The following is a 25,425-nucleotide window of genomic DNA, read 5'->3' on the forward strand; positions in this document are numbered from 1 at the left end:
TGAGCGGCGAGCTGTTCTACAGCCTCGCCGAGGCTCGGATCGTCATCGAGGGCTGGCGTCAGCACTACAATACCCGGCGCCCGCACTCCTCGCTCGGCTACAAGCCGCCAGCACCGGTCGCTGTGGTCTGGCCGCCTACGAAAACCCAACCCGCTTCGCCGGCCATCTCAACCGTGGCCGACAAGCCCACCATGCATTAGATTAGAACCGGGCCACCTGATGGGGGCAGGCCAGAGAGCGGAACCAGCGACCTGAAATCAGGACGTAATGATCCTGGTTGCCGACATCGACGATGATCTGGCTAGCCGTGTTCTTGACGTAGAGCAGCTGCGTATCGGGGATCGGCGCATATTCGGGCTGGCCGGTCGCCTGGATCAGCTCGGCGGGCTCGAGGCTGACGTCCAGCTTTGGCAGGCTGCCGCCCGCAATGGCATCCGCAATCTCGGGCGGGGCCTCGTCCATCAGGTTGGCGCGGGATCCGGCAGCCTTCAGAGCGGCGGCCAGGGTTGCCGGCGGGCTTGCCGCAACGGCCCAGCTTCCATCGGGCGCCTTGGCCGACCACCACTTCCTGAGTGCACGCAGGTAGTAAGTGGCGCTGCCCTCATCGAAGAGCATCAAGGCCGGGGTATTGATGACGCGCAGCAGCTTGCTGCCTGTGACCTGGCGCAGCTGCGGCTTGCCGTCGACCAGGACGAGCATTGCGGGCGTTTCGCTGAAGATGATCTTCGGCGGATCGTTCCTGACGGGCAGGGCCTTGGTCGCCGTCTCGGCCTCGGCGACCTGCAGGCTTGCCTGCAGCCGCGACAACGAAATCGTACGCAATCCGCCGCCCGCATGCTGCCGCAGCGCGGCGGCATAGGCATCGGCATTGGCCGGATCGGAAGGGAAACTCGCCTTCACGACCTCGATATTATCGAGCGTCACGAGGTCGTTCTCACGATCGATCGCCGTATGTGCCTTGAGCCAGACGACGCCGAGCGTCTGCGCGTCGGTGCCGGGCTTGTCGACCGCGACGGCGGCACGGGCCTCCAGCATATCGTCCTGCCAGCGCTCGATCTGCGGCTGATAGATGGTGATGCTGCGCGCTGCGTCGTCGATGACGCGGGGCCAGGCGATCCCGGCCTGTGCCGCGCCGGCAGTCTGCGCGTTCGCGGGCTGCCCGGCCTGGGCCAGAACCGGCGTTGCCGGCGGCACGAGCATGCACGTGATCGACAGAAGAGCGACCGTGGTCCGGAGGTGCAACCTGAAAGCGTTCCGCATCCGCGTTCTCCTTTAGCCATTAGTCCTTGGGTCGAGCGAACGCTGTCAGCGGTCGCAGCGGTGATAGCTGGTTTCCACCTCCGGGAATTCGGGATCGAAGCGGACGAAGGTGCCGTCGTCCTTGAAGCGGAGCGAGACCTTCATGGTGTCGAAGATGATCTTGTCCGCGCAGCTGAGGAGCGCGGTCGTCACGTCGCCATTCTGCTTGGCGGACACCACCCGGCAGGTGGCATTCGCGCCGTCGATGCGGTTCCCGCGTACGATAAAGGCACTCCAGCCTTCAGCCGAACGCTTGAGCGCGAGCTTGCCCTTGCGCTTGACGAAGGCCTCGTCGCAGCTCGCTGCGCTCGTCGCCCAGGCTCCCTCCAGCCGATCGATTGCTTGCGCCGCACTGCTCAGCAACGGCAGGGCCATAAGGAGAGCTCCCAGGCCGGCCAGTCTTTTGCCTCTCTGCATCTGTCATCTCCCACGTGTCCACAAACGGAAAAACAGCGGCGGGCCGGGCGGAGGGGCAATTCGGCACCACGCGGTTGGAAACACTGCCGCGTCGCAACCATCATCATCCTTGCCGAAGTCGCCGGTCACGGATGTGCTCCGACGCGGGGCACTACGTCCAAATCGAAAAATGCTGTTCGTTCTGATCGATGCCCTATGGAGGATGCGGGCAAGTCTATTGTCGCCTTCGGCGTGTTTTGAGATCAAGGTGTACAGCAACATTGGTGTCAATCGCGGGGAGCAAAGCATGGTTGCCCTGTCGTTGAGAAAGGCCTGTCGCGCCATTCCATCCTTTGGCGAAAGATCCAAAACAGGCCGAGCCCTGGAAGCGATCAGAGATTGAAACCAAGTGCTGCCAGCAAGCGGGTCCGGTACTCGGGCCAGATGCGCATGATTGCCAAGCCGGGCACCCGGGACCTGTGGGCCCCGGCCTCGTGTTCGGCGGGATTGTGCATCTTGATCTGGTTTGGAACGTTTGCCGGAGAGGCACGGGCCGCCGGCAGACCTCCGCTGCTGCTGCGAAGCTGCAAGATCGAAGCTCCCGACCTCGCCCCGGTCTTTCCGAAGCCTCCGGCCGTCTCTCTCAAAGCCGCGGATGCGCAGGCTGCGGATGATGACGACGAGGAAGACGACACGGAGGAGGAGGACGAGGAGGATCGCCCGCCCTCCGGCTTCGTCTCGCCCGGCCTGGGCAGTTGCATCGCCATCTCCGGCACGGTGAATGCGGGGCTGCAACGCGATGAGTATCGGGCGAATGCCTCGGCGCGCGCGACGGGGCTGGTGCCGCAGAATGCGACGAGCTTTCCATTGAGCACGACGTTCCGGATCGAGAGCGGCCAGTCGCTCGCGAACGGCCAGTATCTGGCGGCCGCTTTCGAATTCTCGTTCGACACGAACAGCGAAGGTGGCAACGACATCACCATCGGTGAGGCGAGCGTCACGCTGGGAGCGTTCAGCGCCGGGCTGGCAAGCTCGCGCTTCGATTTCTGGGCCGGCGACGAATTCGCCTTCATCGCGCGAATTCCCAGCCGCACCGTCGCGCTCATCGGCTACGAGCGCCCGCTCACGGACACGATCAGTCTCTCCTTGTCCGCCGAGGATGTCGCCGCCGACCAGCGCATTCCGCAGGCGAGCGCGGGGCGCCGTGTGCCCGACGGCGTGGCTCGTCTCGTCTATGAGGGCGATGAGCTGACACTGCACGGTGCCGTGGCCTTGCGCGAGGTCCCGCGCATCGGTGCCGCGAGCCTCTCCGGCCGCGCCGCGATCATCGGCGCGACCTGGGAAGGCGATTTGCTGGACAAGTCATTCACGCTCTCCGGCCAGATCGCCGGAGCGGTCAACGCGGCGCCCTATATCGGCTCTCAGCTCGACCGGCGCACGGCCCTGCCATTCCTGTCGGGGGATCAGACCTCGCGCGGCTGGTCCGGCGTCGTCTCGCTCGGCTGGGAGTGGACCGACGAATGGTCGAGCAATGCCTATATCAGCCGGTACATGCTGACATTGCCGCGTGTCGGCGATGCAACCGGCCAGGTGCGGATCGACCGGCTGGCGGCCAACGTCATCTGGAAGCCGGCGAAAGGCCTGCGCCTCGGCCTCGAGGGGTCGGTTGCCTGGCAACGGATAGACATCACAGGGCTGGCGCTCGCCGCAGGGCTTTCCGGCAGGCAAAGCTCGGCGCAGCTCTTCATCGAACGGGTTTTCTGATCGACTGGCGGTAATCCGCTGGAAACAGCCCGGACAAGCCAAGCCCGGGCTGCGGGCAAGCACTTCTGCGGTCCCGGCCGTCGATCGAGGCACGACCTCGCCACGCAGCGGGATTTAAGCTGCTTTCGTCCCGGGAAACCCGCTCAGCGCGTCTGCGTCGCGGCGAAGGCCAGGCTTTCGGCCAGCAGTTCTTCGGCACTCGCCTGCTCGGCCGCCTCGACATAGACGCGCAGTTCGGGCGCGTTGCCCGAGGCGCGGAAGTGCACTGTCGCGCCGTCCGCGAGCGTCAGGCGCAAGCCGTCGCGCCGATCGCGCGCGGCGACGCCACCGCGCATCCCGAAGGCGGCATCACGGAAGCCGGAATCCTCCGCATCGAGCCTGGCGATCAGGGCCGCAGTCTTGTCCTGCGGAATCTCCTGAAGCCTGTTCGACAGGGCCACCGCGAAATTCGCCTCGGCGGCGATAGCGCTCAGCTTCTTGCCTGATGACCTGACCGTGGCGAGCGTCGCGAGGATGGGCAGCATCGCGTCGCGCGTCGGCAGGGCGGCAAGCAACCGGCCGTCGCGTCTGATGTCGGAGCCGAGCAGCACGCCACCATTGGCCTCGAAACCGACCACGGCCCGTGCGCCGTCAACTTTCGCCTCTGCCATGCCGGCGATGACATAGGGGGAGCCCACGCGGGTCCGCAGCACCTTTTCGAACAAGCCGGGCCGGTCGAGGGCGGAGTTCGAGGTGACCGGAGTCACGATTGCGTCTGCGTCCAGGAATTTTGCGGTGAGCGCCCCGACGAGGTCCCCGCGCAGAAAGCGGCCGGCCTCATCGGCGACGAGCGGCCGGTCGGCGTCGCCGTCGGTCGAGACGATCGCGTCGAGCCGGTTTTGCAGGGCCCATTGCCGCGCCAGCTCCTCATCCTCCGGCCGCAGAGCCTCGGTGTCGACGGGAATGAACCGGTCGCTGCGGCCGAGCGCGACGGGGGCCGCGCCGAGCGCGGTGAGCACATCGCAGATCACGTCGCGCCCGACCGAGGAATGCTGATAGACGCCGACACTCAGGCCGGCGAGGGCATCGCTGCCGAAGAAGGTGACATAGCGCGCGCGGTAGTCGGCGATGGCCTCGCTCCGCGCGGGCTCGACCGAGACATCGGGAGCGGCTGTCAGGGCAAGCTTGGCATGCCAGGCCAGGATGCGCGCCTCGTCGGTCTTGTCGATCTCGCCTTGTGCCCGATAGAATTTCAGCCCGTTGCGGTCGTCGGGAATGTGGCTGCCGGTCACCATGATGGCGGGCGCGCCGCGCTTCATCGCGGCCAGAGCCAGGGCCGGCGTCGGCAAGGCGCCGCAATCGACGGGAACGAGGCCGCCATCGGCAACCGCCTGCGCGCATTGGGCGGCGATGAGAGGGCTCGACGAGCGCAGATCCTGCCCGATCAGCACCTCGCCGGCGGGACCTGCCGCATCATCGTCGCGCAGCATGGCGCAGAAGGCGCGGACATGGCTGTAAGCCGGCAGTCCGACCAGTTCGCTGACGAGGCCGCGCAGGCCGGAAGTGCCGAATTTCAGGGAAGACATGCGTACCTCGTCCCGGTGACCGTCTCTCACTGGATGTGATGGTCGATCTGTTAAAAAGGGCCTTTCAATCGGGGTCCCATGACGCGCCGCAGCTTGACGACGCCTTCGAGCTCGCCGCCGCTGAGCTGCATTTCATTGCCCTCGAACAAACCTATATACCGGCGTGAGCCGATATCGAACACGACCATTCGGCCGGCGAGATTGCGAAAGGTCAGCGCGTCGCGCTGAAACGGTTTTGCCGGATCGGTGTTTGCCTGCATGCGATCGGTATCGATCAGCAGGACGTGCTGCTCATCGCGCCAGGTGCCGTGCATGAAAGCCAAGGCCGGCTCCGCCGCGACCTCGCCGGTTCCGGCAAGAAGCGCAAACGCGACTGCTAGGCGACGCATGATCCCACCCCCGGTTCCGCTTAGCCGTTAAGTCTCGTGGAAGCTACAGTGTCCCGCGGTTCGCAGGCGGGCGGAGCCGATGACCCCCGACTTGACGGCAATGCTTGCCACCATGCTGGCCGTCTCCTCAAATGGGGCCTGTCGCCGCGAGGAAGTCTGACACTGGGTAAACGTGCATCACCTTGTGCATGAGTGAAGAAGCCACAAGCGTCGTCACTACGCCTTTTGACCGGCTTCCTCCTCCGGCCGGACCGCCAGCTGATCGTAATAACCATGAGCAAATCCTGTGCCGGCAGTACGGCATGGTTTGTGCTGGGCAATCTGCGAGCCTAATGCTTTGTCGACATTCCCCGTGCCGCTGGAGAAGCGTAAATGCCGTCATCGCAGATCTGCCCCATCATCATCGCTGGAGGATCGGGCACGCGGCTCTGGCCCCTTTCGCGCGACACGATGCCCAAGCAGTTCATCTCGCTTCTCGATGACGGCCTCTCCACCTTTCAGGCCACATTGCTGCGCGTCCGCTCCGAGGGATTCTCGGCACCGATCGTCGTGACCAATCATGAGTTTCGCTTCGTGGCGGCGGAGCAGATGCAAGCCGTCGGCGTTCAAGGCGAGATCGTGCTGGAGCCCGAGAGGCGGGATTCGGCCGCTGCTGTCGCCGTGGGTGCACTGCTCGCGCAGCGCCGCGATCCCGACGCATTGGCGCTCGTGCTCGCGGCCGATCACGTCGTCGTCGATGCCGAGGGCTTCCGGGCCGATTGCGCCGTGGCGGGACAATTGTCCGCGACGGGGCTGATCATGACGTTGGGTATCGTGCCKACGTCGCCGTCCACCGCCTATGGCTATATCGAGCCGGCCGATCCGTTGCCGGCTTCCAATGCATGGCGGCTCAAGCGCTTCGTCGAGAAGCCCGATGCCGCGAAGGCGCGCGAATATGTGGAAGCCGGGCTGCTCTGGAACAGCGGCAACTTCGTCTTCCCTGCGGCGCTGATGCTCGAAGAGCTCGCCCGTTTCGCGCCGGAGGTGATCGAGGGCGCGCGGGCCGCCGTCGATGCGGCGCAGCGCGACCTTGATTTCCTGCGCTTGGATGCGGCCGCCTTCGGCACCGTCCGCAAGATCTCGATCGACTACGCGGTCATGGAAAAGACGGCGAATGCCGGTGTTCTGGCCGCCCGGTTCGACTGGTCCGACATTGGCAGTTGGGATGCCCTGCACGATGTGATGGTCAAGGACGAGCGGGGCAACATCGCGCAAGGGCCGGTCGTGGCGATGGAAACCGAAGGATCGCTGCTGCGCAGCGACGACATGCTGCTCACCACGATCGGGCTGAAGGATATGGTGGTGATCGCCACGCGCGATGCGGTGCTGGTCGCCGACAAGGCGCAGGCGGGCAAGGTCAAGACGCTGGTCGAGCAGATGAAAAAGGACGGCATCCGCGAGGCGAGCGAGCATCTGCGGGGCTACCGCCCCTGGGGATGGTATCAGCGCATCGATATCGGCGATCGCTTCCAGGTGAAGCGCATCCGGGTGAAGCCCGGCGGCAAGCTCAGCCTCCAGAAGCATTTTCACCGTTCGGAGCACTGGGTGGTCGTGCGCGGCAGTGCCGAGGTGACGGTCGACAGCCAGGTGCGCATCGTTCACGAGAACGAATCGATCTATCTGCCGATCGGATGCGTCCACAGGCTCGCCAATCCCGGTCGCATCGATCTGGATCTCATCGAGGTGCAGGTCGGCAGCTACACCGGTGAGGACGACATCGTCCGGATCGAGGACATCTATGCACGCGGTTGAGCCGTCCTCCGCGGCGTCATGACGCAGAGGAATGCGTCGGTCGCGCGGACGCATTCCTCCTCGGCATGCCCCTTCGGAAACGGGTCGCCTGGGATCAGGCTGAACTGCGGACGATCATGAACAAGCCGAGCATTGCCAGGCCTGCTCCGGCCAGGCCGAGTGTCGTGACCGGCTCCCTGTAAATGACGGCGGCCCCGACATAGACGAGGACGAAGGTCATTACTGTGAAGGGGAAGACCGTGACCAGGTTGGCCTTCGACAAGGCCCAGATCCAGATCAGCGTGCTTATGCCGTAGCAGAACAAGCCGACGATGACATTCAGGTTGACGAAATCGATCGGTGTGGAGGCGCCGCTGGCGCCGGCCTTGAAAAGCAATTGCCGCAAGCAGCGCAGCAGACCGAGGCGATGAGCAGGGTCAGGACGAGCGGGGACATCGAATACCTTGCCTAGCGCGGTAGGGCGCGGACGCTGTCGCCACCGCCAGTCACGTCGCTGATGATGAAGTTCGGCCGGCCCTTGCCTTGGATGAACAGGCGCCCGATGTACTCGCCGATCACGCCGAGCACGATGAGCTGGGCGCTTCCAAGCAGCAGCACGATGCTGATCAAGCTCGTCCAGCCTCGAATCGTGCTGTTGTCGAACCAGCTCAGGGCCACGTAGATCATCAGAATGAAGCCGGCCAGGCCGAATGCTGCACCGCAATAGGAGGCGACGCGCAGGGGCTTGATGGAAAAGCCGGTAATGGCATCCACGGCCAGACGCAGCATCTTCTTGAGCGGGTATTTGGTCGTCCCGGCGAAGCGCTCGCGCCGCCGATAGGGCAGGCCAACCTGCTTGAAGCCGACCCAGCTCACCATGCCGCGGATGAAGCGGTTAGACTCCGGCATGCTGATCAGCAGCTCGACGACGCGGCGCTCATCAGCCTGAAATCGCCGGTATCGACGGGGATATCGATGTCCGTGAGTTTCGCGAGGAAGCGGTAGAAAAGCTTGGCCGTGAGCTTCTTGGTCGCGGTTTCTCCCTCGCGCTCTTGGCGCTGCCCGTAAACGACATCGGCCCCTTCATCCATCAGCCGCATCATGTCGGTCAGCAGTTCCGGCGGGTCCTGAAGATCGGCATCGAGCACGAAGATACGGTCGCCCGTGACGATGGTCAGACCGGCGGAGAGCGCGAGCTGGTGCCCGAAATTGCGGGCGAGCCTGACGCCGACGATGTGGGGATTCTCTCGGCCGGCTGCCGAGATGATTTCCCAGGTGCGATCCTGCGATCCATCGTCGATCAGGATGATCTCATAGGCCGGAACGGCAGCGGCGATGCAGGCGGCGTCGACCCGCTTGAGGGCTTCGCCGAGACCCTCCTCCTCGTTGAAACAGGGAATGACGACTGACAGATAATCGCTGCGGGGCGACGGCGGAAGGACGGTGTGGGCAGCCGAGAATGAGTGCAGCAAACTGTTCATGGCTCGACGACAACCTGAGTTCGAGAGATGCTCCGGGACGGGCGTAGTAAAACCGGGACAGACATGTTCCGCACTGGTACGTTCCCACGATCTTGTTCTCGTCGAGAGCAACGCTTGTTCCAGCGTTGCGCGCATCGACCTCGTACGATCTCGGCGTCGTAGGGCAGGCCGCGGGACGGCAGGCCGTCCGAGCGGGGGAAGAAGCTGCTCAGCCAGAAATAGCGGTCGGACATGCCCCAGGTGAGGAGCGTCCTGACTGCCGGCTCGTCGAGCGTGACGTCGAGAAACTGCCGGAGATGATCGGATACGGCGGAATCGCGCTTGCTGGGATCGCCCGGGAGACGGGTATCGTCGACGTCGAGCTCGGTGATCGAGAGGCGCAGCCCCAGCCCCGCGACCTCCTTCAGGAAGGAGCGTCAGCTCGATTCGACGAAGCGGTTTCCGACCTTGAGATGCGCCTGAATGCCCAGGCCATGGATCGGGGCGCCTTCCTTCTTCAAGCCTTCGAGCAGCTTGAGCAGGCTCGTGCGGCGCGCGAGGATATCGGGCCAGTGATACTCGATGCCGAAATCGTTGTAGAAAAGCTGCGCGGTGCCGTCGGCCGCCTGCGCTGCCCTGAAGCAATCGGCGATGAAGCCCGGCCCGCCGGTGCGCAGGAGGACCGAATCGCGCAAGCCGTCGGCCCGTCCGCTGCGGGGGTCGATGGCCTCGTTGACGACATCCCATTCCAGGATTCGGCCGCGATAGCGTGTCATCGCCGCTTCGAGATAGGCGAGCGCCGGTGCGAAGCGGCCGGAGGCAGTCATTTCCTCGGCTGCCCATTTGGGAACGGCATTGTGCCAGGCGGCCGTATGGCCACGCAGCGCCATGCCGTTGCCGGCGGCGAAATCGACGATCGCATTCGCCGGGCCGAAATTGAGATGCCCCTTGGTAGGCTGCACGAAGCGCCACTTCATCTCGTTCTCGGGCACGACGATCACGCATTCGCGCGCGATCAAGGCCTTCAGCGCGGCGTCATCGAGATGCTTGGCATTCACCATCGAGCCGAAGCGGATGCCCTTGCGCGCGGCTATCTGTGCGAGGCTGTCGCCCTCCGCCGCGGCGGCCTTGAGGGGCTGGCGGCCGCCAGCAAGCCGGCGCAGGCAGCACGCCGCGTCAGCAATGGCCCAGCCGTAGTGGATCTCCCCGAGCCGGGGAGAGGAAATGAGACCATGACCTCGCCCCCCGGATACAGGCCTCAGGCCGCGTCTTCATTGTCGATGGAGGTGGCTTCCAGCACGCCGCGCCCGATGTCGGCATAGACGAAACCCTTTTCGCGGACTTGTTCGCCGCGATAGATGTTTCGCAGATCGACCAGCACGGGGGTCTTCATCAGCGTCCTGACCCGATCGAGATCGAGCGCACGGAAAATATTCCATTCGGTGACGATGACCGTCGCGTCGGCGCCTTCGACACATTCGTAGGCGTTGCCGCAATAGGTGACGCCGCCCGGCAGGACAGCCTTGGCCGGCTCCATGCCTTCCGGATCGAAGGCGCGGATCGTCGCTCCGCCGTCCTGCAGCGCCGTGATGATGGAGATGGCGGGCGAGTCGCGCATGTCGTCGGTATTCGGCTTGAAGGTGAGGCCGAGGACCGCGACCGTCTTGCCCCGCACCGAGCCGCCGCAGGCGGTGACGACCTTGCGGCCCATGGCGCGCTTGCGCTGGTCGTTCACGGCCGCCACAGCCTCGACGATGCGCGAGGGCGTGCCGTAATCCTGAGCGGTCTTGATCAGAGCCAGCGTATCCTTCGGGAAGCAGGAACCGCCATAGCCCGGGCCGGCATGGAGGAACTTGGAGCCGATCCGGTTGTCGAGACCCATGCCGCGCGCCACGTCCTGGACGTTGGCACCGACCTGTTCGCAGAGATCCGCCATCTCGTTGATGAAGGTGACCTTGGTCGCCAGGAAGGCGTTGGCGGCGTATTTCGTCAGCTCCGCGGTGCGGCGGCTGGTGTTCAATATCGGCGCGCTGTTGAGGTAGAGCGGCCGGTAGATATCGGCCATCACGGTGCGGGCGCGCTCGTCCTCGGTGCCGATGACGATGCGGTCGGGCCGCTTGAAATCCTCGATCGCCGCACCTTCGCGCAGGAACTCCGGATTGGACACCACCGCGAACTCGGCATCCGGCCGGAGCTCGCGCACGATTCGCTCGACCTCGTCGCCGGTGCCGACGGGCACGGTCGATTTGGTGACGATCACCGTATAACTGCCGAGCGCCTGCGCGATCTCGCGGGAGGCCGCGTAGACATAGGACAGGTCGGCGAAGCCATCGCCGCGGCGAGAGGGGGTGCCGACCGCGATGAAAACCGCATCGGCGCTGCCGACCGGGCCGGCAAGGTCGGTCGTGAAGGACAATCGTCCGGCGGCGGCATTGCTGCGAACGAGATCGGCGAGGCCGGGTTCGAAGATCGGGATATCACCGCTCTTCAACGCCGCGATCTTGCTTTCCTGCTTGTCGACGCAGACCACCTCGTGGCCGAAATCAGCGAAACAGGCTCCGGACACCAGTCCGACATAACCTGATCCGACCATCACGATCTTCATCGTCAACTCCAGAAGGAAACATCTTGCGACTGCGAATAATAGCCTGCCTTTGACGCAAGTGCGAGCATGAACCGTCTTTCGCGCGAGCGGGCGCAAATTTGCGCCCGGGCATGTCGCGCCGGTTGACGTTTCTTCGCACTTGCGCACGACATTGCCGGAGATGCTTGGCGATAGCATGACGCCATAGGCTGGAATGGTGCGAAACGGGAATTCGATGTGAAGACACCTGTGTTCGTGTTCCGCTTGCGCAAGCGTTTCAGGCAAACGGGCGTCGCGCTGCCTTCTTTATTTCTGACCGTCGGAATCGTCGTTGCGTGCGCAGCTCTGATGCTGATTCTGACGAGAGAACCGAGCAGGCTCGCCGATCCGCAAGCGGGCGCCGCCGTGGCGACGGGGATGCCGGAATCCTTGGGATCGCCGCCCTTACAGGAAAAGCTCGCGGCCCGCATGGAAGCTGCGGCCGTCGAGGTCACACGGCGCAAGCACCCAGACGACCTGAGCGACCTGCCTGTCATCGAGGTTGCCGCGCCCTTGCGTTCGGTCGACGGCACAAGCTTCAAATTCAAGGAGGAGGTCATCCGCTTCGCGCGCGTCGACGGTCCTCGTGCTGGCGATGTCTGCCTGGACGGGGAGACGCGCTGGTCCTGCGGATTGCAGGCTCGTGCCGCGCTGCACAATCTGGTCGCCGGGCGCAGCTTGTTCTGCCAACCCCGCCGCGCCCTCGCGGACGGAACCATCGCCGCCGATTGCCGTATCGAGGCGAGTGCCGGCGCGCCGGGAGGCGACATCGCGCATTTGCTGGTTCTGCAGGGCTGGGCGCGGCCATTGCCGGATGGCGAAGCAAGCTTCGCGGACGAGCTCAGAGAAGCCCAAGCCAAGCGCGCCGGCCTCTGGCGGGGTGGATGGACGCTGCGTGCGCCGTGAAGCGACGCGAATTTCGAGCGAAGGGCCGCCTTCGGTTGCGCCCGCCTGCCGCGCTCAGGCCTTTTTCGGCCGCGACTCTTCGGCCGCCGCCGTCTATAACGGCGGCCTTTTCCGCAGGCTTCCAACCCGAGACCTTTCATGACTGATTCAGTGAGCCCGCTCGCCGGAAAGCGGCTGGAACCCGCCATGCTCGTCGACGTCGGGGCTCTGACCAAAGCCTATTTCGACCAGCCGGATCCGTCGCAGCGCTCGCAGCAGGTCGCCTTTGGCACTTCGGGCCATCGCGGCTCGGCCTTTTCCAAATCCTTCAACGAGGCGCATATTCTCGCCATCGCCCAGGCGATCTGCCTTTATCGCCGTGAGCAGGGCATCGACGGGCCGCTCTTCCTGGGCATCGACACCCACGCGCTCTCGCGCAATGCGTTCGAGACGGTGCTGGAGGTCTTCGCGGCGAACGGCGTGACCACGATGATCGACCAGAAGCTCGGCTTCACGCCGACGCCGGTCATCTCGCACGCGATTCTGACCTATAATCGGGGCCGGACCTCGGCGAAGGCGGACGGCGTCGTCATCTCGCCTTCTCACAACCCCCCAGCCGATGGCGGGTTGAAGTACAATCCGCCCCATGGCGGCCCGGCCGACACCGACGCCACCGGCTGGATCGAGAAGAAGGCCAACGCCTTTCTCGCCGCCAAGCTCGCCGGTATCAGCCGCATTCCCTACGACAAGGCGCTGAAGAGCGCGCATGTCCGGCGGCACGACTATATCAGCGGCTATGTCGCGGATCTCGCGGATGTCGTCGACATGGAGGCGATTGCCAAGGCCGGCGTCTCGATCGGCATCGACCCGCTCGGCGGGGCGGGGCTGGACTACTACCAGCCGATCATCGACCGCTATGGGCTGAAGGCAACCATCGTCAACACGGAGGTCGATCCGACATTCGGGTTCATGACCGCCGATTGGGACGGCAAGATCCGGATGGACTGCTCCTCGCCCTATGCGATGGCCGGCTTGATCGGCATGCGCGACCGGTTCGACGTCGCCTTCGCCAACGACACCGATGCCGACCGGCACGGCATCGTCACGCGCAGCAGCGGGCTGATGAACCCGAATCACTACCTTGCTGCCGCCAGCGCCTATCTCTTCGCCAACCGCCCCGATTGGCGGGCGGATGCCGCCATCGGCAAGACGGTGGTGTCGAGCGCGATCATCGACCGGGTCGCGGCGAAGCTGGGGCGCAGGCTGGTCGAGGTACCGGTTGGCTTCAAATGGTTCGTCGACGGGCTGATCTCGGGCGATTTCGGCTTTGCGGGCGAGGAGAGCGCGGGGGCCTCCTTCCTGCGCAAGGACGGCTCGGTCTGGACGACCGACAAGGACGGGCTGATCCTCGGCCTGCTCGCCGCCGAGATCACCGCGAAGACCGGCGATGATCCGGGCGTGCTCTATGACAAGCTGACCGGCGAGCTCGGCAAGCCATGCTACGCGCGGGTCGACGCGCCGGCGACGGCGAGCCAGAAGGCGGTGCTGAAAACCCTCTCGGCCAAGCAGATCGCGACGAAGGAACTCGCCGGCCAGCCGATCACGGCGGTCCTGAGCGAGGCGCCCGGCAACGGCGCGGCGATCGGCGGGCTCAAGGTCACGAGCGCAGACGGCTGGTTCGCGGCTCGACCCTCCGGCACCGAGGAGGTCTACAAGATCTACGCGGAGAGCTTCCGCGACGAAGGCCATCTCGCCCGCATCCAGGACGAGGCGCGGCAGATCGTCGACGCGGCTTTCGCTGCGGCMTGATGGCCGCCGATCCGGCGATGGAAGCGTGCGGTCTTGTCGTCGCCCGGAGCGTCGGCGGCCGCCGCGGATCATACTTCGGATTTCAGCGAAGCTGACCAATCCGGCGGAATATATCAGGCCGTGGCACGCTCTTGCGCGCCATGGTCACTCCAATTTGTCGGGCTGCCGCCAGCGATACACTCTAAGCGGAGCAGGCGACGCCTCCTCAACAGTCGATGGCAGGCGCCCGGTCGGCGAGCTCAAGAAATATTGCAACGCAAAATAACCACGCGGTGGCTATCGCAGTTATCATTATTTCCTCCCATATTTTTTTGGTTCTAAACCATAACTCAAAGCTCAATTCGATCAACACACTCAGGCTCCGGTTTATTCCGAAAAGTGTCCAAGCGATTTTGGACCAGTGTGTGGTCTGGCCGAATGGCGACTTCTCTGGTGTACCTCCCAAGATTCCGATGTGTGACATGAACAATCACATGACATTGATCGGATGTTAGCTGGCCCTCTCCAAGATCAGATTCGCAATGGCATCGGCGCCAGAGCCCGGGCGGAATTCGGCGCGAGATCTCATCCCGCATGATCGTTTGCGCCAGAGCGGGAAGAGGCGGATTTGGGCCAGGCAGCCGGGTGGGTGCCCGCGAGCGGGAACGGCCGAATCGGCGTCGAAGAACGGCCTTCGCTTGAAGGCCTTCGCTCTCAGGGAAAATGGTAGTGAAGGAAGATGGTAGCGGGAGAGGGACTCGGAATCGTCTCAGAAATATCTGATATTAAATGGTATTTAATTTCCATATTTCCTCATAGGCCAACATAAAGGCCAACTTTTCTGTCGACTGCCTACGCATTTCAGCGCTCGCACGCGAACGTCGCGGCCAAATTGTCGCACCTGAAAATTCTCCGCCGCCGAGTTGAGCGAAAGCCGCTCGACAGCGATCAGGCAATGGGCAACGACACCCGCGGCTGCCGCGCTCGCATCCGCGAACAGATTGAACCGCGGCATGCTGGGCGCCCGAGCAAGTGTCTCCTTGGTAGGTCAAACAGAATGTGCCAATGGTGCAGCGCACCAGCGAGGAGCGGGCGATTTGTCGTATTTGAAAGTTCCACTAATCGCGCCCGTTATGCTTGTGGCGACAGCTTTTGCCGCTCTGGCTGCCGACCCGGCCGTTCGCATCTACGCTGAGCAGCCGGCGTCCGGGTGGATCGTATCGGTCGGTGGGACGGCAAAACTCGGCCCCGAATATCCCGGTTCCAACAAATTCAGCTTCTCTGGCTCGCCGTCGTTGAGCTTTCGCCGTCCTGGCGAGACGCCTTCGTTTGGCGCGCCTGATGATGGGCTGGATTATAGGCTTTTCCAGAGCAAGACGTTCAGCTTCGGCCCTGTCGCAAAATTTCAATCCGGGCGCTACAGCGGCAGCGACGACCAGCTTTTTGGCCTGAGAGATGTGCCGTGGACGATCGAGGCCGGCGCTTTTGTTGAATTCTGGCCCATCCATGACCGGCTGCGCACCCGATTGGAGGTCCGCCAGGGCTTTCATGGGCATCATGGCGTCATCGCCGACGCTTCGGTGGATTGGGTCGAGCGCTTCGGCGCATTTACGCTCTCGGGTGGTCCCCGCGTATCCCTTGCCAAYGGCTCCTATATGGATCGCAACTTCGGCATCTCGCCAGCGGAATCCGCCGTCAATGGCATCGTAACGCCCTACAAGGCCAAGGGCGGGCTGAAATCGGTCGGTGTGGGCGCGGCCCTCGACTATCAGTGGTCGCCAGTCTGGACTACGCGCGCGTTCATAAAGTACGACCGGTTGATGGGCTCTGCCCACAATTCGCCGATCGTGCGTGTAATTGGTGAACGCGACCAGCTGACCTTCGGACTTGGCGCGACCTACTCGTTTGCATGGGGGAACTGAAAACATCGCGGGGTCGCCATGGCCGATCCATGTCGTGACGATCCATGACGTATTTTATCTGCCGAAGCATCGGCGTAGCACCGTCGATCTCCGTGCGTGCACGCCTGAGCGTTCAGCCCGCCAGCCAAGCGGGGCTGCCCAATGTTGCACGAGCATCCGCTCGCGCTAACGCAGAATTGGGAGGTCTCCGATATCTACCACGCCGAGCTGGCTTTGGAACGTCAGCGTCCGATCGGAACTCTGCTGTTGGGAGGCTCCGGAGATTATGTGCTCCCCCGTGTCATAAACTGTCCGTTTGGTTCCGTCCTCGATGACCAGGCGGCGGGCTGTCGGGAAGAACGCGTACCGCATGTCGTTTTGGCTGCCCGCCGTCGCTGGGCGGCCAAACTCAGCAGGCCAGCCCAATTCGCTCACTTGCGCCAACCCGCTTGTGGCGGCCCTCGCCTCATCCATCTCAACTTCGCCGCGCCGGAGCGCATCAGCCAGATCGTGGAGAACTCCATCTAGCTTTGCCTTTGTCCCGGCATTGAACATGTCACCGACCATGCTCATCCCGCCGGCAGTCCATTGGGCCAGCCCCCCAAACTCGGGATGAGAAAATTGGGCCATTGAGCCCTTGCCGCGACGGAGCGCTGCTAGGGCAACCTCTACCGCATCTACTCCCACCCCATGCTCCCGAGCAATCTTGGCAACTAGATCGTAAGCCAGGCCCCTCTCAGAGATCTCCTCAGCGGGTCGAAGTCCGTTCCGGATCGCAGCTTCCTGGGCCGGGGAAAGTGAATTTCCGTTTCCGTCCTTCATGTCACCACCGGATGCGTTGGACCGCGGTTTAGCGCGCAGCCTCAGTCTACTCGTGAACGGATGCTTCCGCTCCTTGTTCCCTGGGACCCAGCGTGGGGGCATCGGCACGGGAATGTCGACGAGCAGGATTGGCCCTGAGCAAAGCCGATTTACGCGGAGGCTGTCGCGATTTGGAGAGCGACCGGCCCCGTTGCGTCTATTGGGCGACGCGCATCGCCAAGCTGGAGGCGGTCAGGGCGACATTGGCTCCACCGCGCACCGTCGAGGGGCACATCATCGCCTGTGTCACTGAAGTCGACCGGCATGCCCGCATCAGGGCAATCCTGGAGGCCCGCACCGGCAAGTCCTGCATGTGTTCCGSGTCATCGTGGAGCCRGGCGAAGCGGCGACGATCCAATGARCCGYSSTCTGTTGCGCTGGCTCGGAGAGCCGGCTCAGGTGAGCGGCGTCATTACTGTCGTCYGATATKCYGGCCGYCCACACAGGCGCTCATACCATTCRTTCAGATTTTTCAGCGCCGGCCGCTCGATCGGAAGKGAGAACCACGCATARGCGATGCAGCCCAACGGCACATCGCCAATTCCAAGGGTTTCGCCGGACAGATATGGCGASGAGGCCAAGGCATCGTCTGCAATTGCCATYAGGCGCGCGCAYTGCACCTCGCCGCGCTTCATCTCGGTTTCGTTGCGTTGGTCGGGTRAGCAACGCACAAGATTCCAGAACAGGTCTCGGAAAGGACCGGCGAAGGACAGGGAAGCCCAATCCATCCACTTGTCTGCACTCGCCCAAGCCGCAGCATCAGCCGGCGCGAAGGGCGGGAGTCCGTATTGTCTGGCCAGATAGCGTACGATGGCGTTTGATTCCCATAATACCAAATCGCCATCCTTTAGGCAGGGGACAAGACCGTTGGGGTTCATCGCCAAGTAGTCTGGATCGCGCCCCACGCCAAAAGTGCCGCCGGCATTGATGTGTTCGTAAGTCAGGCCAAGCTCCCCAGCACTCCAGAGTACCTTTCGAACGTTGGTCGAGTTTATGCGGCCCCAAATCTTCACGTAATCTCTTCCTTTTCCTACCCTGTCGCAAATTCCCGATTAAGCGACGAATCTCCGATTTCAGCATCACCGTAGAAACCGCACTTTTTGCGACAAGTCGAGAGGTCGCAACGTCGATCTTACTCTCAGACCTTAAGCCGATCGTCTCGGCACAATGGCGGCTGCAATAAGCGCCAACCCGTTGAACACTTGTTTTTCCATTTGTCCTCCCATGGGACGACGACCTATTGCGACAGCTCCGGGCGTGTGACCGGGACCACCACCCATCCGCGACGCTGATCGGCCTCAGCGGAAAATGAGCTTTTTCGTTCGATAATGTGCCCGAGAGCTGACGTTGTTTGGGACAGCCAAGGGGTGTGGAGCGGCCGCTCCACGAAATGCCGATGGCTGACATTGTGTGGCGCCGTAGCGCTGATCTCGATCAGAGCTGGCGCCGTCTCTGCTCAGAAGCTGACCCTGAGCTGCGCGGTGCCGCCGATGCGGCTTGTGTTCCCGGACAGTTCCGAGTCGACGCGCATGCCGAGGCTGACGGTCTGGCTGAGCCTGATATCGGCGCCGGCGGCGAGGAGCGCGGCATTCCGGTCGGGCCTGGCGCCGGTCACCGCGAAGCTCGCGCCGGGCAGGCCGGTGAGCGAGGCGGCAAGCTGCGCGTCGCGCTGGTAGTAATGCGCCCAGGCGGCGCGGACGAAGCCGGTAACGGGAGTGGCGCCCGCGATCAGGTTGGCGTCGAGTTGCAGGCCGAGTTCGCTGCGGCTGGTCATGTCGGAACGCCGCGCCAGCGTCAGCATGCCGGTGGCTGCCCCCGACCCGTCGCGCTCGATCGCGGCCGGGCTGCTCGCGCGCACCGCCTGGAAGGCGGCGAGCGGCGAGAGCGTCAGGCTACCCCAGCCTGCCACCGGCAGGCTGGCCTCGATCCGGCCGGACAAGGCCTGCGTCGCATAGGAGGCAGCAACACCGCTGCGGCCGAGTGCCGGGATGGCGCGGGCGGTGTCGGTGTCGAGCCTGGCATAGCCGAGCGCGCCGGCGAGGTTGACCGTGCCCAGCGTGGTGCGGCCATAGAGGCCGGCCTGGAAGACATCGGCCTGCGCCTTGCCGAGCCCGCCCGACAGCGAGGCGCGCGATTGCCCGCCCGCGAGCGCGACGCCCGCGACCGTGTTGGCGCCGAGCCGGATGTCGGCACCGACAGCGACATGGCCATCGGAGAGGTTGCGGTTGGCCGAGCCCACGGCTCGGTCGCCGTCATTGCGTCCGGTCGAGCCGAAGGTCGCGCCCCAGAGTGAGAAGCGCGCCGGGTCGAAGCTCGGGCGGCCCGGCCCGTCCTGCCTCGACGGCAGGTCGGCGGTGAAGCCCGTCGCACCGCCGGGGCCGCCGGGCGCGCCGGACAGGCGGCCGGCGCCCGCGCCGTCGAGCATCATGCGCAGGAACTGGTCGGAGGCGGCATGGGCCATGGCGGGTGCGGCGGTGTGGACCTCGCCCGAGAGGCTGTTCACCGCCGCCGGGATCGACGCCGCCGGCAGGTTGTAGATGCCGAATAGGGCCGAGGGATCGGCGCCACTCGCCACCGCGCCGTCAATAGCCGAGGCGACGGCAAGGGCATTGGCCGGGCGCCCGACGCCGAGACGCGGGCTTGTCGGCGGCGGTGTGGGCTCGGGCAGGGGCTGCGGCACGCCCGGATCGATGATCGGCGCCAACGGCTTCGGCGTCAGCGTCAGCAGCACGTCGTTGCCGGTGTAGCTCACCGCCGTGGTGATACCGTCGCCGAAGGTTCCAGTGGTGTCGACCGGGCTGAAGCTTGTGCCGCCGAGCCCGCCCGCCGCCGAGAGCAGCGTGTAGGCGCTGTTGAAGCTGTAGGCGCCGCCGAGCGGCACCAGCCGCAGCGTGCCCGCCAGCGAGGCCGTGCCGGTGACGTTGACCCGGTCCGCCAGCGGCCCCTGGACCTCGGCGATATAGGTCGAGCGCGCCCCCATCACGAGGTTGCCATTGACGGTCAGCGTTCCCGGCGAATTGCCCGGCGCCAGCGTGCCGTTCACGGTGAGCGAAGGCAGGGTGCCGGTTCCGCCGACCGCGGCACCGGCCGCGACCGTCACACCCGAGGACGCCGCGATCGAGCCGTTGACCACGAGCGTGCCGGCATCGACAAAGGTGGCGCCCGTATAGCTGCTAATGCCGGTCAGCGTCGTCCTGCCCGTGCCGGCCTGGCGCAATGTGCCGGAACCCGAGACGGCACCGCCAAAACTAAAAGCGTCTGACCGGTTGAAGACCAGCGCCCCGCCATTGGCGACGTCGCCGGTGATCGAGCCGCTTGTGCCGCCCGCGCCGATCTGCAGCGTCCCTCCCAGGATCGTCGTGCCGCCGGTATAACTGTTGGCACCGGCAAGGATCTGCGTACCCGCGCCGGTCTTGGTCAGCGCCAGCGTCGCTCCGGTCTCGCCGGGCCCGTCGTCGGCGATGCTCCCGGCAAAACTCGCTGTGCCTGACGAGAGCGCAAGGGTAAGGGATCCAGCCTGGGTATCATGGCCGTTGACGACCAGCCCGCTCCCGGCGAGCGAGCGAACGGTCACGGCATGGCCATCCGCCATCAGGGCAGCGTTCGGCGCCAGCATAACTTCGGAGTTCGGAGAGAATGCGCCGTTGGCCGCTGCTGCCAGCGTCACGCCGCCGCCAACCGCGGTCGGGCCGCTGTAGCTGTTGCTGCCGCTGAGATCTACCCGGCCGATGTCGGCGCTGGAGTTGAGCAGCGAGAGCACTCCGCCGGCCCCGTTGCCATCTGTGATGTTGCCGGTCAGCGTGACGACCTGACCGTTCACGTCGATGGCACCACCGCTCGTGTCGACTGCAATGGCGGAGGCGAAGGTGTTGGTGAAACCCGTTCCCGCCTGGAACGTACCGCCGGCAAGCGTCAGCGGGCCAGAGCCGAGAGCGGATGCGCTGCCGGCCTGCAACGTGCCTCCGCCGATCGTGGTGCCTCCGGAATAGGTGTTGGCGCCTGTGAGGATCAGAGTGCCGGGACCAACCTTGGTCAGGCTGGTCCCGGCGCCATCGATGATGGCCGAGCCGATCGTCGTGATGACGCCGGATGCCGTGTTGATCGTGCCGCCTGCGGCGACCCCGAGGCCAAGCACGCCGCCGTTCAGGATGTAGCCGTCGCTGTTGAACTGCAGCGTGTCGAAGCTTTGCGTGCCGGACACCGTAACCGTGCCGGCTGTACCCTGGAACACGCCGACCGAGTTCAACCACGGGGCATTGAAGCCCACTTCGCCCGGCGCCACCGCCCAGTTGGTGTTGCCGCCGTTCCAGGTTCCCGTGCCGCCATTGACGGTGCCGTTGCCGGCCTGGTCTGCGCCGTCCCAGAACTGCAGGGTCTGGCCGGCTCCGATCACAGCAAGATTGACCTGCGGCGGCACGCCGGCAGGCATGCTGTAGACCGTGCCGGTCGCTCCGGGAACGGTGGGAGCGGTGAGCGCAAGCGCGCTGAAGCCGCCGCTGATCGTGCCCCCGCCGGTCACGTCGAACAGACGATAATAGCCGGCCGAGGCCGCTGTGGCCGCAAGCGTCCCACCCAATGCAAGGTTGCCGGCCGCACCGATGCCGTTGACGACGATGCGGTCGTTGGTCAAGCCGCCTGCGACGCCTGCGGTGCCAAGCTCAAACACGGTATTCGAGCCGGCACTGAGCGCCAGCGATCCGACGGTGAGGGTGCCCGGGCTGTTGCCGGCCGACAGCGTCCCGCCGGCATTGACCGTGACCGCGCCGCCGATCGTGCCGATGCCCGAGAGCGTGCCGCCATTGACCGTGAGAGTGCCGCCAAGCGAACCATCGACCCGGAGCTCGCCTGCGGCAACCGTGGTCGCGCCTGCGAAAGCCGAACTGTTGCCGCTCAGAGTTGTCCGACCACCGCCGTTCTGCGCGATCGTGCCGATGCCGGTGATCGCACCGGCATAGGCCAGGCTGCTGCTGTTGAAGACGAGCGCGGCGTTGTTGAGGATGTTGCCGGTGCCGAGCGAGCCATTGGTGCCGCCATTGCCGATCTGCAGCGTGCCGCCGGAGAGGGTGAGCGGGCCGGCAACGGTATTGCCAGTTCCGGTCAGAATGAGCGTGCCCGCGCCGATCTTCGCGTAGGTGAAGGGTCCGCCGGGGTCGGAGATGTTTCCCGAAATCATCGCCGTTCCGGCCGCGACCTGATACTGCAGGCCGCTTCCCGACAGCAGCGTGTTTGCCGACATAGTCACGCCGTTGGCGAGGTCGAGGACGCTGGCCCCGGTCGCGCCAACGCGTTGGAAACTGGCGGCGGCCGTGGTTGCGAGACTTAAGGTGCCCTGGTTGAGCAGGAAACCGTTTGTGACGCCGGCGTTGTTGCCTCCCAGCGTCAGCGCGCCGGTTCCGTTCTTGGCGATCGCGCCGGCGCCGGTGAAATTGCCGTTTGCCGTCAGCGTGGTGGCCGCGGCGACATCGATCGTCGCAGTGGCGTTCATCGTCACATTGCGAGTCGTCGTGAAGCTTGCGGTAGTTGCCAGAGTGCCGCCATTGAATGTCACGGCCCCAGCTGTAGTGCCGAGATGGTTGTCGGCGGAAATCGAGAGTCTGCCGCTATTGATCGTCGTGCCGCCGGTATAGGTATTGGCGCCAGATAGCGTCAGCGCCCCGGTCCCGGTCTTGGTCAAGCCGCCTGAACCCGATATGACGCCGCTGAGCGTCGCGGTCGCGTCCAGCACGCTGATCGCGCTGGAGCTAGCCAGCGAGACGTTGTTGGCGATGCCGCGCGTACCGGTGGTCGCCAGCGTGCCGCCATTCAGCGTCACCAAACCGGCGCCAAAGGCTGAATCGTTGCCCGCGATGATCGAGCCGGCAGTGATCGTCGTCCCGCCGCTATAGCTGTTGGCGCCCGAGAGGGTCAGCACGCCCGCCCCGGTCTTGGTCAAGGCGCCACCGACCCCGCTGATGACGCCACTGACCTCGGTCGACAGGCCATCGCCGCCGACCGTCAGATGCACGCTGCCAAGGTGGTAGGCGCCATCCCCCTCGATAGAGCCGGCCGAGACCTGGCCGTCCCCGAGCGGCCCGGTGCCGAGGAAGGCGGTGATACCGGCAGCCGTGGTGATCAGCCGCGCGTTGCCCGCCGTGCTCTTGTCGTAGAAACCCAGGTCGCCATAATTGGTGATCGTGGCGTTGCCGGCCGTGCTGCTGTGGTCGAAAGTCAGGCCGCCGTCGAAATTATTCGTGATCGCGGCATTTCCGGCCGTGCTGGCGTCGTTGAAAACCAGCACGCCATTATTCGTGATCGCGGCGCTGCCAGCCGTGCTGGTGTCGTAGAAATCCCAGAAACTATTATTCGAGATCGTGGCGTTGCCAGCCGTGCTGGCGTTGTAGAACTCCAGGCCGCCATTATTCGGGATCGTAGCGTTCCCGGCCGTGCTGCTGTTGAGGAAAGCCAGAGTTCCTGAATTGTTCAGCGTCGGAATTTGGCCGGAATTATTGACAATACCGGCACCGATGAAGCCCAGACTTCCCCCCATACCGAAAGTATAGGCGGAGGCGCCAGCCGCGAATGTGAAGCCGCCGAGGGTCTGGTTGACCGTGGTGACGGCTGTCGCGCCAGTCGCCCCGAAGGTTGCCGTGCCGCTCGGAACGACGCCGCCGATCCAGTTCGAAGCCGTGCCGAAGTCGCCCGTCACACCCAGCCAGGTCGCATCCTGGGCGAAGGCCGGAGATCGGGCGGCAAAAGCCGCGGCACTGACGCCGAGCAGTAGCGCGAGACGCGAAGGGGCAGTCGTCTTGCGGTACGGCATGGGAGACGCAAGCCTTCGTCATTGGATCACGGCATCGTCGCAGCGATCGTAACTCGATGACCTAGCGCAGTCCCTGTCAAGCGCACCCGCGCTGATGCGGATCAGTCTCTGCATTTGTTACGCGGACACCACATGCCGGCTGCGCCGCGGCCTGCGATCTAGCGGTCTGCCGCCCGACGAACGCTTTCGCTGCGCTGCCTGCAGCCTCGCCGATGCGATGGGAACGGACGTCGCGCTCTCAACCGCCAGGCGAGCAGCCGGGAACCGGACGTTGCCAAGGCCGGGGTCGGTCGATTTTGCCCCTTCGATCTCGGTCCGGAAGCAGACGTTCGATGAAGCGTTAGCACACGATAACCCCCTGGCCAGCGCCGCCTTTTCGGCGCCCCTGAAAACCGTCTCGCTGCCCTGCTGCCCGTTACAGCCGTGACGCTGGTCAACGGCTCCGGCAATGACGGGGCGGCTCTGGTGCGCTTTTCGGAATTCGAGTCACTGGCCGGACGGATCGGCGCTCGCCTCGCCAGAAGTTGGGCGCTCGACGAGGGGACAACGAGTTCCAAACCGCGCATGATGACCGCCTCGCTGAAGGCGAGCCTCTGGAACGAGTTCCTGGGCAGCCCCAAGACCTCGTTCTCCTCGGCGACCGGCTTTATCCCCTTCCGCTCGGATCTTGGCGGAGCCTGGGGCGAGATCAAGGCCGGGATCGATGCGCAGATCACGAGGAACACTGTCCAGCTAACGCTTTCTGGCGTGACTTCTCCCCTCGATCTCGCGATCTGCCCAGATCTGGGCTTCCAACTCCAGGGAGGCCATCAGGTCTCGRTARTCTGCAATCATCTCGTCGCGTRACGGTGCGTCTGACCTGGTCCAGTAATCCAGCCCCACATGCGCCAATTCGTACGCCTCGCAAAGGTCGAGAAAGGGTTCGCTTGCGGCCAGATCAAAACGGGCCCGCCAATCAGGAAAACGCAGTTTCAGACGGGCGCGCCCGCGCTCCTCGATCCGGGTCATAATGCCGACCTCGATATGTGAGGGCGGGTCGATGCACTCCTTGCCCTTCACTGATTTTGGGCATGGCGCAGCGATCCCTCAATTGACCTTAGGGACAGCAGGGGCGAGWGTTTGGCTGACCGGTTAGCGCTCTGCGTGTCACCGCGCTGTTGCAGTAATTTCCCCATCTGTTCGAGATGGTGCTAAGCGTATTCGAAGGGCCTTGATAATGCCGACGCGTTCCAGCAGTGGCTCCTGCGTTGTTCCTGGGATCTCTGAAAACGATATTCGTGCCCAACTGGGTCGCATTTTAGCAAGTGACGACTTTAAGGTGCCCGAGCGGGTGCGCCGGTTTCTGTCCTTTGTGGTTGAAGAGACGCTCTTTGGCCGGGCAGACCGCATCAAGGCCTATTCGATCGCAGTCGAAGTCTTCGGCCGGAGGGCAAATTTCGACGTCCTGAACGACCCCGTCGTTCGCATCGAGGCGGGGCGGCTCAGGCGCGGATTGGAGCGGTATTACCTGCTCGAAGGCAGTACCGACCCGCTTGTGATCGAGATTGCCAAGGGGGGCTATGTGCCTAGCTTCCGCTGGCAATTGAACGATCAGATCGACCCTGCGCCGCTTTCGCCATCCGATCCCCCACCCGACGAACCATCCCGCCAGCGAATGGGCGATTGGCTGAGGCTTCCTTGGCTTGTCGGCGCCACTTCAGCGCTCGCGATCAGCTCCTTGGTGGCCTTCGTGGCGATAGCGAATGGACCGATCCCGGCTGCGCCAGTGAGCCCGGCACGGCTGTCACTCGTCGTGAAGCCCTTCGTCAACCTCACTGAGAATGCCGAATTCGAGGCTTTCGCGGCAGGACTTGCCGACGATGTCATCTCGCAGCTCGTTCCGAACGAAGAGCTGACGATCTTTCGCGGTCAGACTTCAGCTGCCT

At 64.4% G+C, this 25,425-nt stretch carries 18 protein-coding genes and 2 pseudogenes; 8 read left to right on the forward strand and 12 right to left on the reverse strand.

Going from position 1 to position 25,425, the window contains the following annotated elements:
- On the forward strand, window positions 1-200 hold a 200-nt coding region (locus AC1DVA_RS22555), incomplete at its 5' end, for an integrase core domain-containing protein (protein ID WP_476807349.1).
- Window position 201: 1 nt separating this feature from the next.
- Here AC1DVA_RS22555 and AC1DVA_RS22560 read toward each other — a convergent pair.
- Both AC1DVA_RS22560 and AC1DVA_RS22565 read right to left on the reverse strand, forming a co-directional pair.
- A complete protein-coding gene (locus tag AC1DVA_RS22560; protein ID WP_476807350.1) occupies window positions 202-1,200 on the reverse strand; it encodes a hypothetical protein in 999 nt (332 codons plus the stop codon).
- Window positions 1,201-1,305: 105 nt separating this feature from the next.
- Window positions 1,306-1,674, reverse strand: coding sequence for a hypothetical protein (locus AC1DVA_RS22565; RefSeq protein WP_265054499.1), 369 nt, complete (start codon window positions 1,672-1,674; stop codon window positions 1,306-1,308).
- Between the two features lie 537 nt (window positions 1,675-2,211).
- On the opposite strand from AC1DVA_RS22565, the gene AC1DVA_RS22570 reads away from it, so the two are divergent.
- Complete coding sequence (locus AC1DVA_RS22570; protein WP_265054498.1) at window positions 2,212-3,459, forward strand: porin; 1,248 nt, start codon at window positions 2,212-2,214, stop codon at window positions 3,457-3,459.
- 143 nt (window positions 3,460-3,602) lie between these two features.
- On the opposite strand, the gene AC1DVA_RS22575 is transcribed toward AC1DVA_RS22570, so the two are convergent.
- Window positions 3,603-5,024: a phosphomannomutase gene (locus tag AC1DVA_RS22575; RefSeq protein WP_265054497.1), complete on the reverse strand. Its 1,422-nt coding sequence runs from the start codon at window positions 5,022-5,024 to the stop codon at window positions 3,603-3,605.
- A 50-nt stretch (window positions 5,025-5,074) separates the two neighbouring features.
- The gene (locus AC1DVA_RS22580; protein WP_265054496.1) at window positions 5,075-5,347 is read right to left on the reverse strand and encodes a hypothetical protein; all 273 of its coding nucleotides are present in this window, start codon (window positions 5,345-5,347) and stop codon (window positions 5,075-5,077) included.
- 438 nt (window positions 5,348-5,785) lie between these two features.
- Here AC1DVA_RS22580 and AC1DVA_RS22585 point away from each other — a divergent pair, with 438 nt between their 5' ends.
- The gene (locus AC1DVA_RS22585; RefSeq protein WP_476807351.1) at window positions 5,786-7,204 is read left to right on the forward strand and encodes a mannose-1-phosphate guanylyltransferase/mannose-6-phosphate isomerase; all 1,419 of its coding nucleotides are present in this window, start codon (window positions 5,786-5,788) and stop codon (window positions 7,202-7,204) included.
- A gap of 94 nt (window positions 7,205-7,298) precedes the next feature.
- Here the strand turns inward: AC1DVA_RS22585 and AC1DVA_RS22590 are convergent, their stop codons facing one another.
- The 5 genes and pseudogenes from AC1DVA_RS22590 to AC1DVA_RS22610 all read right to left on the reverse strand — a co-directional run bounded on the left by AC1DVA_RS22590 (window position 7,299) and on the right by AC1DVA_RS22610 (window position 11,248).
- Window positions 7,299-7,589, reverse strand: coding sequence for a DMT family transporter (locus AC1DVA_RS22590; RefSeq protein ID WP_476807352.1), 291 nt, complete (start codon window positions 7,587-7,589; stop codon window positions 7,299-7,301).
- Between the two features lie 62 nt (window positions 7,590-7,651).
- Window positions 7,652-8,092, reverse strand: a complete 441-nt coding sequence (locus AC1DVA_RS22595) for a hypothetical protein (protein WP_476807353.1) — start codon at window positions 8,090-8,092, stop codon at window positions 7,652-7,654.
- A 5-nt stretch (window positions 8,093-8,097) separates the two neighbouring features.
- Window positions 8,098-8,664, reverse strand: a complete 567-nt coding sequence (locus tag AC1DVA_RS22600) for a glycosyltransferase family 2 protein (protein WP_476807354.1) — start codon at window positions 8,662-8,664, stop codon at window positions 8,098-8,100.
- Window positions 8,661-9,905: pseudogene (locus AC1DVA_RS22605) on the reverse strand (endo-1,4-beta-xylanase). The gene AC1DVA_RS22600 and the pseudogene AC1DVA_RS22605 overlap by 4 nt, the downstream one beginning before the upstream one ends.
- On the reverse strand, window positions 9,902-11,248 hold the full coding sequence (locus AC1DVA_RS22610; RefSeq protein WP_265054491.1) for a UDP-glucose dehydrogenase family protein: 1,347 nt from the start codon (window positions 11,246-11,248) through the stop codon (window positions 9,902-9,904). The pseudogene AC1DVA_RS22605 and the gene AC1DVA_RS22610 overlap by 4 nt, the downstream one beginning before the upstream one ends.
- Window positions 11,249-11,464: 216 nt before the next feature.
- On the opposite strand from AC1DVA_RS22610, the gene AC1DVA_RS22615 reads away from it, so the two are divergent.
- The 3 genes from AC1DVA_RS22615 to AC1DVA_RS22625 all read left to right on the forward strand — a co-directional run bounded on the left by AC1DVA_RS22615 (window position 11,465) and on the right by AC1DVA_RS22625 (window position 15,861).
- The gene (locus AC1DVA_RS22615) at window positions 11,465-12,172 is read left to right on the forward strand and encodes a thermonuclease family protein (RefSeq protein ID WP_476807355.1); all 708 of its coding nucleotides are present in this window, start codon (window positions 11,465-11,467) and stop codon (window positions 12,170-12,172) included.
- 138 nt (window positions 12,173-12,310) lie between these two features.
- Window positions 12,311-13,960, forward strand: a complete 1,650-nt coding sequence (gene pgm, locus AC1DVA_RS22620) for a phosphoglucomutase (alpha-D-glucose-1,6-bisphosphate-dependent) (protein ID WP_476807356.1) — start codon at window positions 12,311-12,313, stop codon at window positions 13,958-13,960.
- Window positions 13,961-15,036: 1,076 nt separating this feature from the next.
- On the forward strand, window positions 15,037-15,861 hold the full coding sequence (locus AC1DVA_RS22625; protein ID WP_476807357.1) for a MipA/OmpV family protein: 825 nt from the start codon (window positions 15,037-15,039) through the stop codon (window positions 15,859-15,861).
- A 165-nt stretch (window positions 15,862-16,026) separates the two neighbouring features.
- On the opposite strand, the gene AC1DVA_RS22630 is transcribed toward AC1DVA_RS22625, so the two are convergent.
- The 3 genes from AC1DVA_RS22630 to AC1DVA_RS22640 form a co-directional block, all read right to left on the reverse strand.
- Window positions 16,027-16,662 (reverse strand): hypothetical protein, encoded by a 636-nt coding sequence (locus AC1DVA_RS22630; protein ID WP_476807358.1) that lies wholly within the window; start codon window positions 16,660-16,662, stop codon window positions 16,027-16,029.
- A 434-nt stretch (window positions 16,663-17,096) separates the two neighbouring features.
- Complete coding sequence (locus AC1DVA_RS22635) at window positions 17,097-17,714, reverse strand: glutathione S-transferase family protein (protein ID WP_476807359.1); 618 nt, start codon at window positions 17,712-17,714, stop codon at window positions 17,097-17,099.
- Window positions 17,715-18,157: 443 nt separating this feature from the next.
- Window positions 18,158-23,500: an autotransporter-associated beta strand repeat-containing protein gene (locus tag AC1DVA_RS22640; RefSeq protein ID WP_476807360.1), complete on the reverse strand. Its 5,343-nt coding sequence runs from the start codon at window positions 23,498-23,500 to the stop codon at window positions 18,158-18,160.
- A 423-nt stretch (window positions 23,501-23,923) separates the two neighbouring features.
- Here AC1DVA_RS22640 and AC1DVA_RS22645 point away from each other — a divergent pair, with 423 nt between their 5' ends.
- Window positions 23,924-24,346, forward strand: a complete 423-nt coding sequence (locus AC1DVA_RS22645; protein WP_476807361.1) for an autotransporter domain-containing protein — start codon at window positions 23,924-23,926, stop codon at window positions 24,344-24,346.
- 370 nt (window positions 24,347-24,716) lie between these two features.
- Window positions 24,717-25,425 (forward strand): annotated as a pseudogene (locus tag AC1DVA_RS22650) (adenylate cyclase); the annotation flags it as partial.

The sequence above is a fragment of the Allobosea sp. P4_C6 genome, assembly GCF_056402015.1.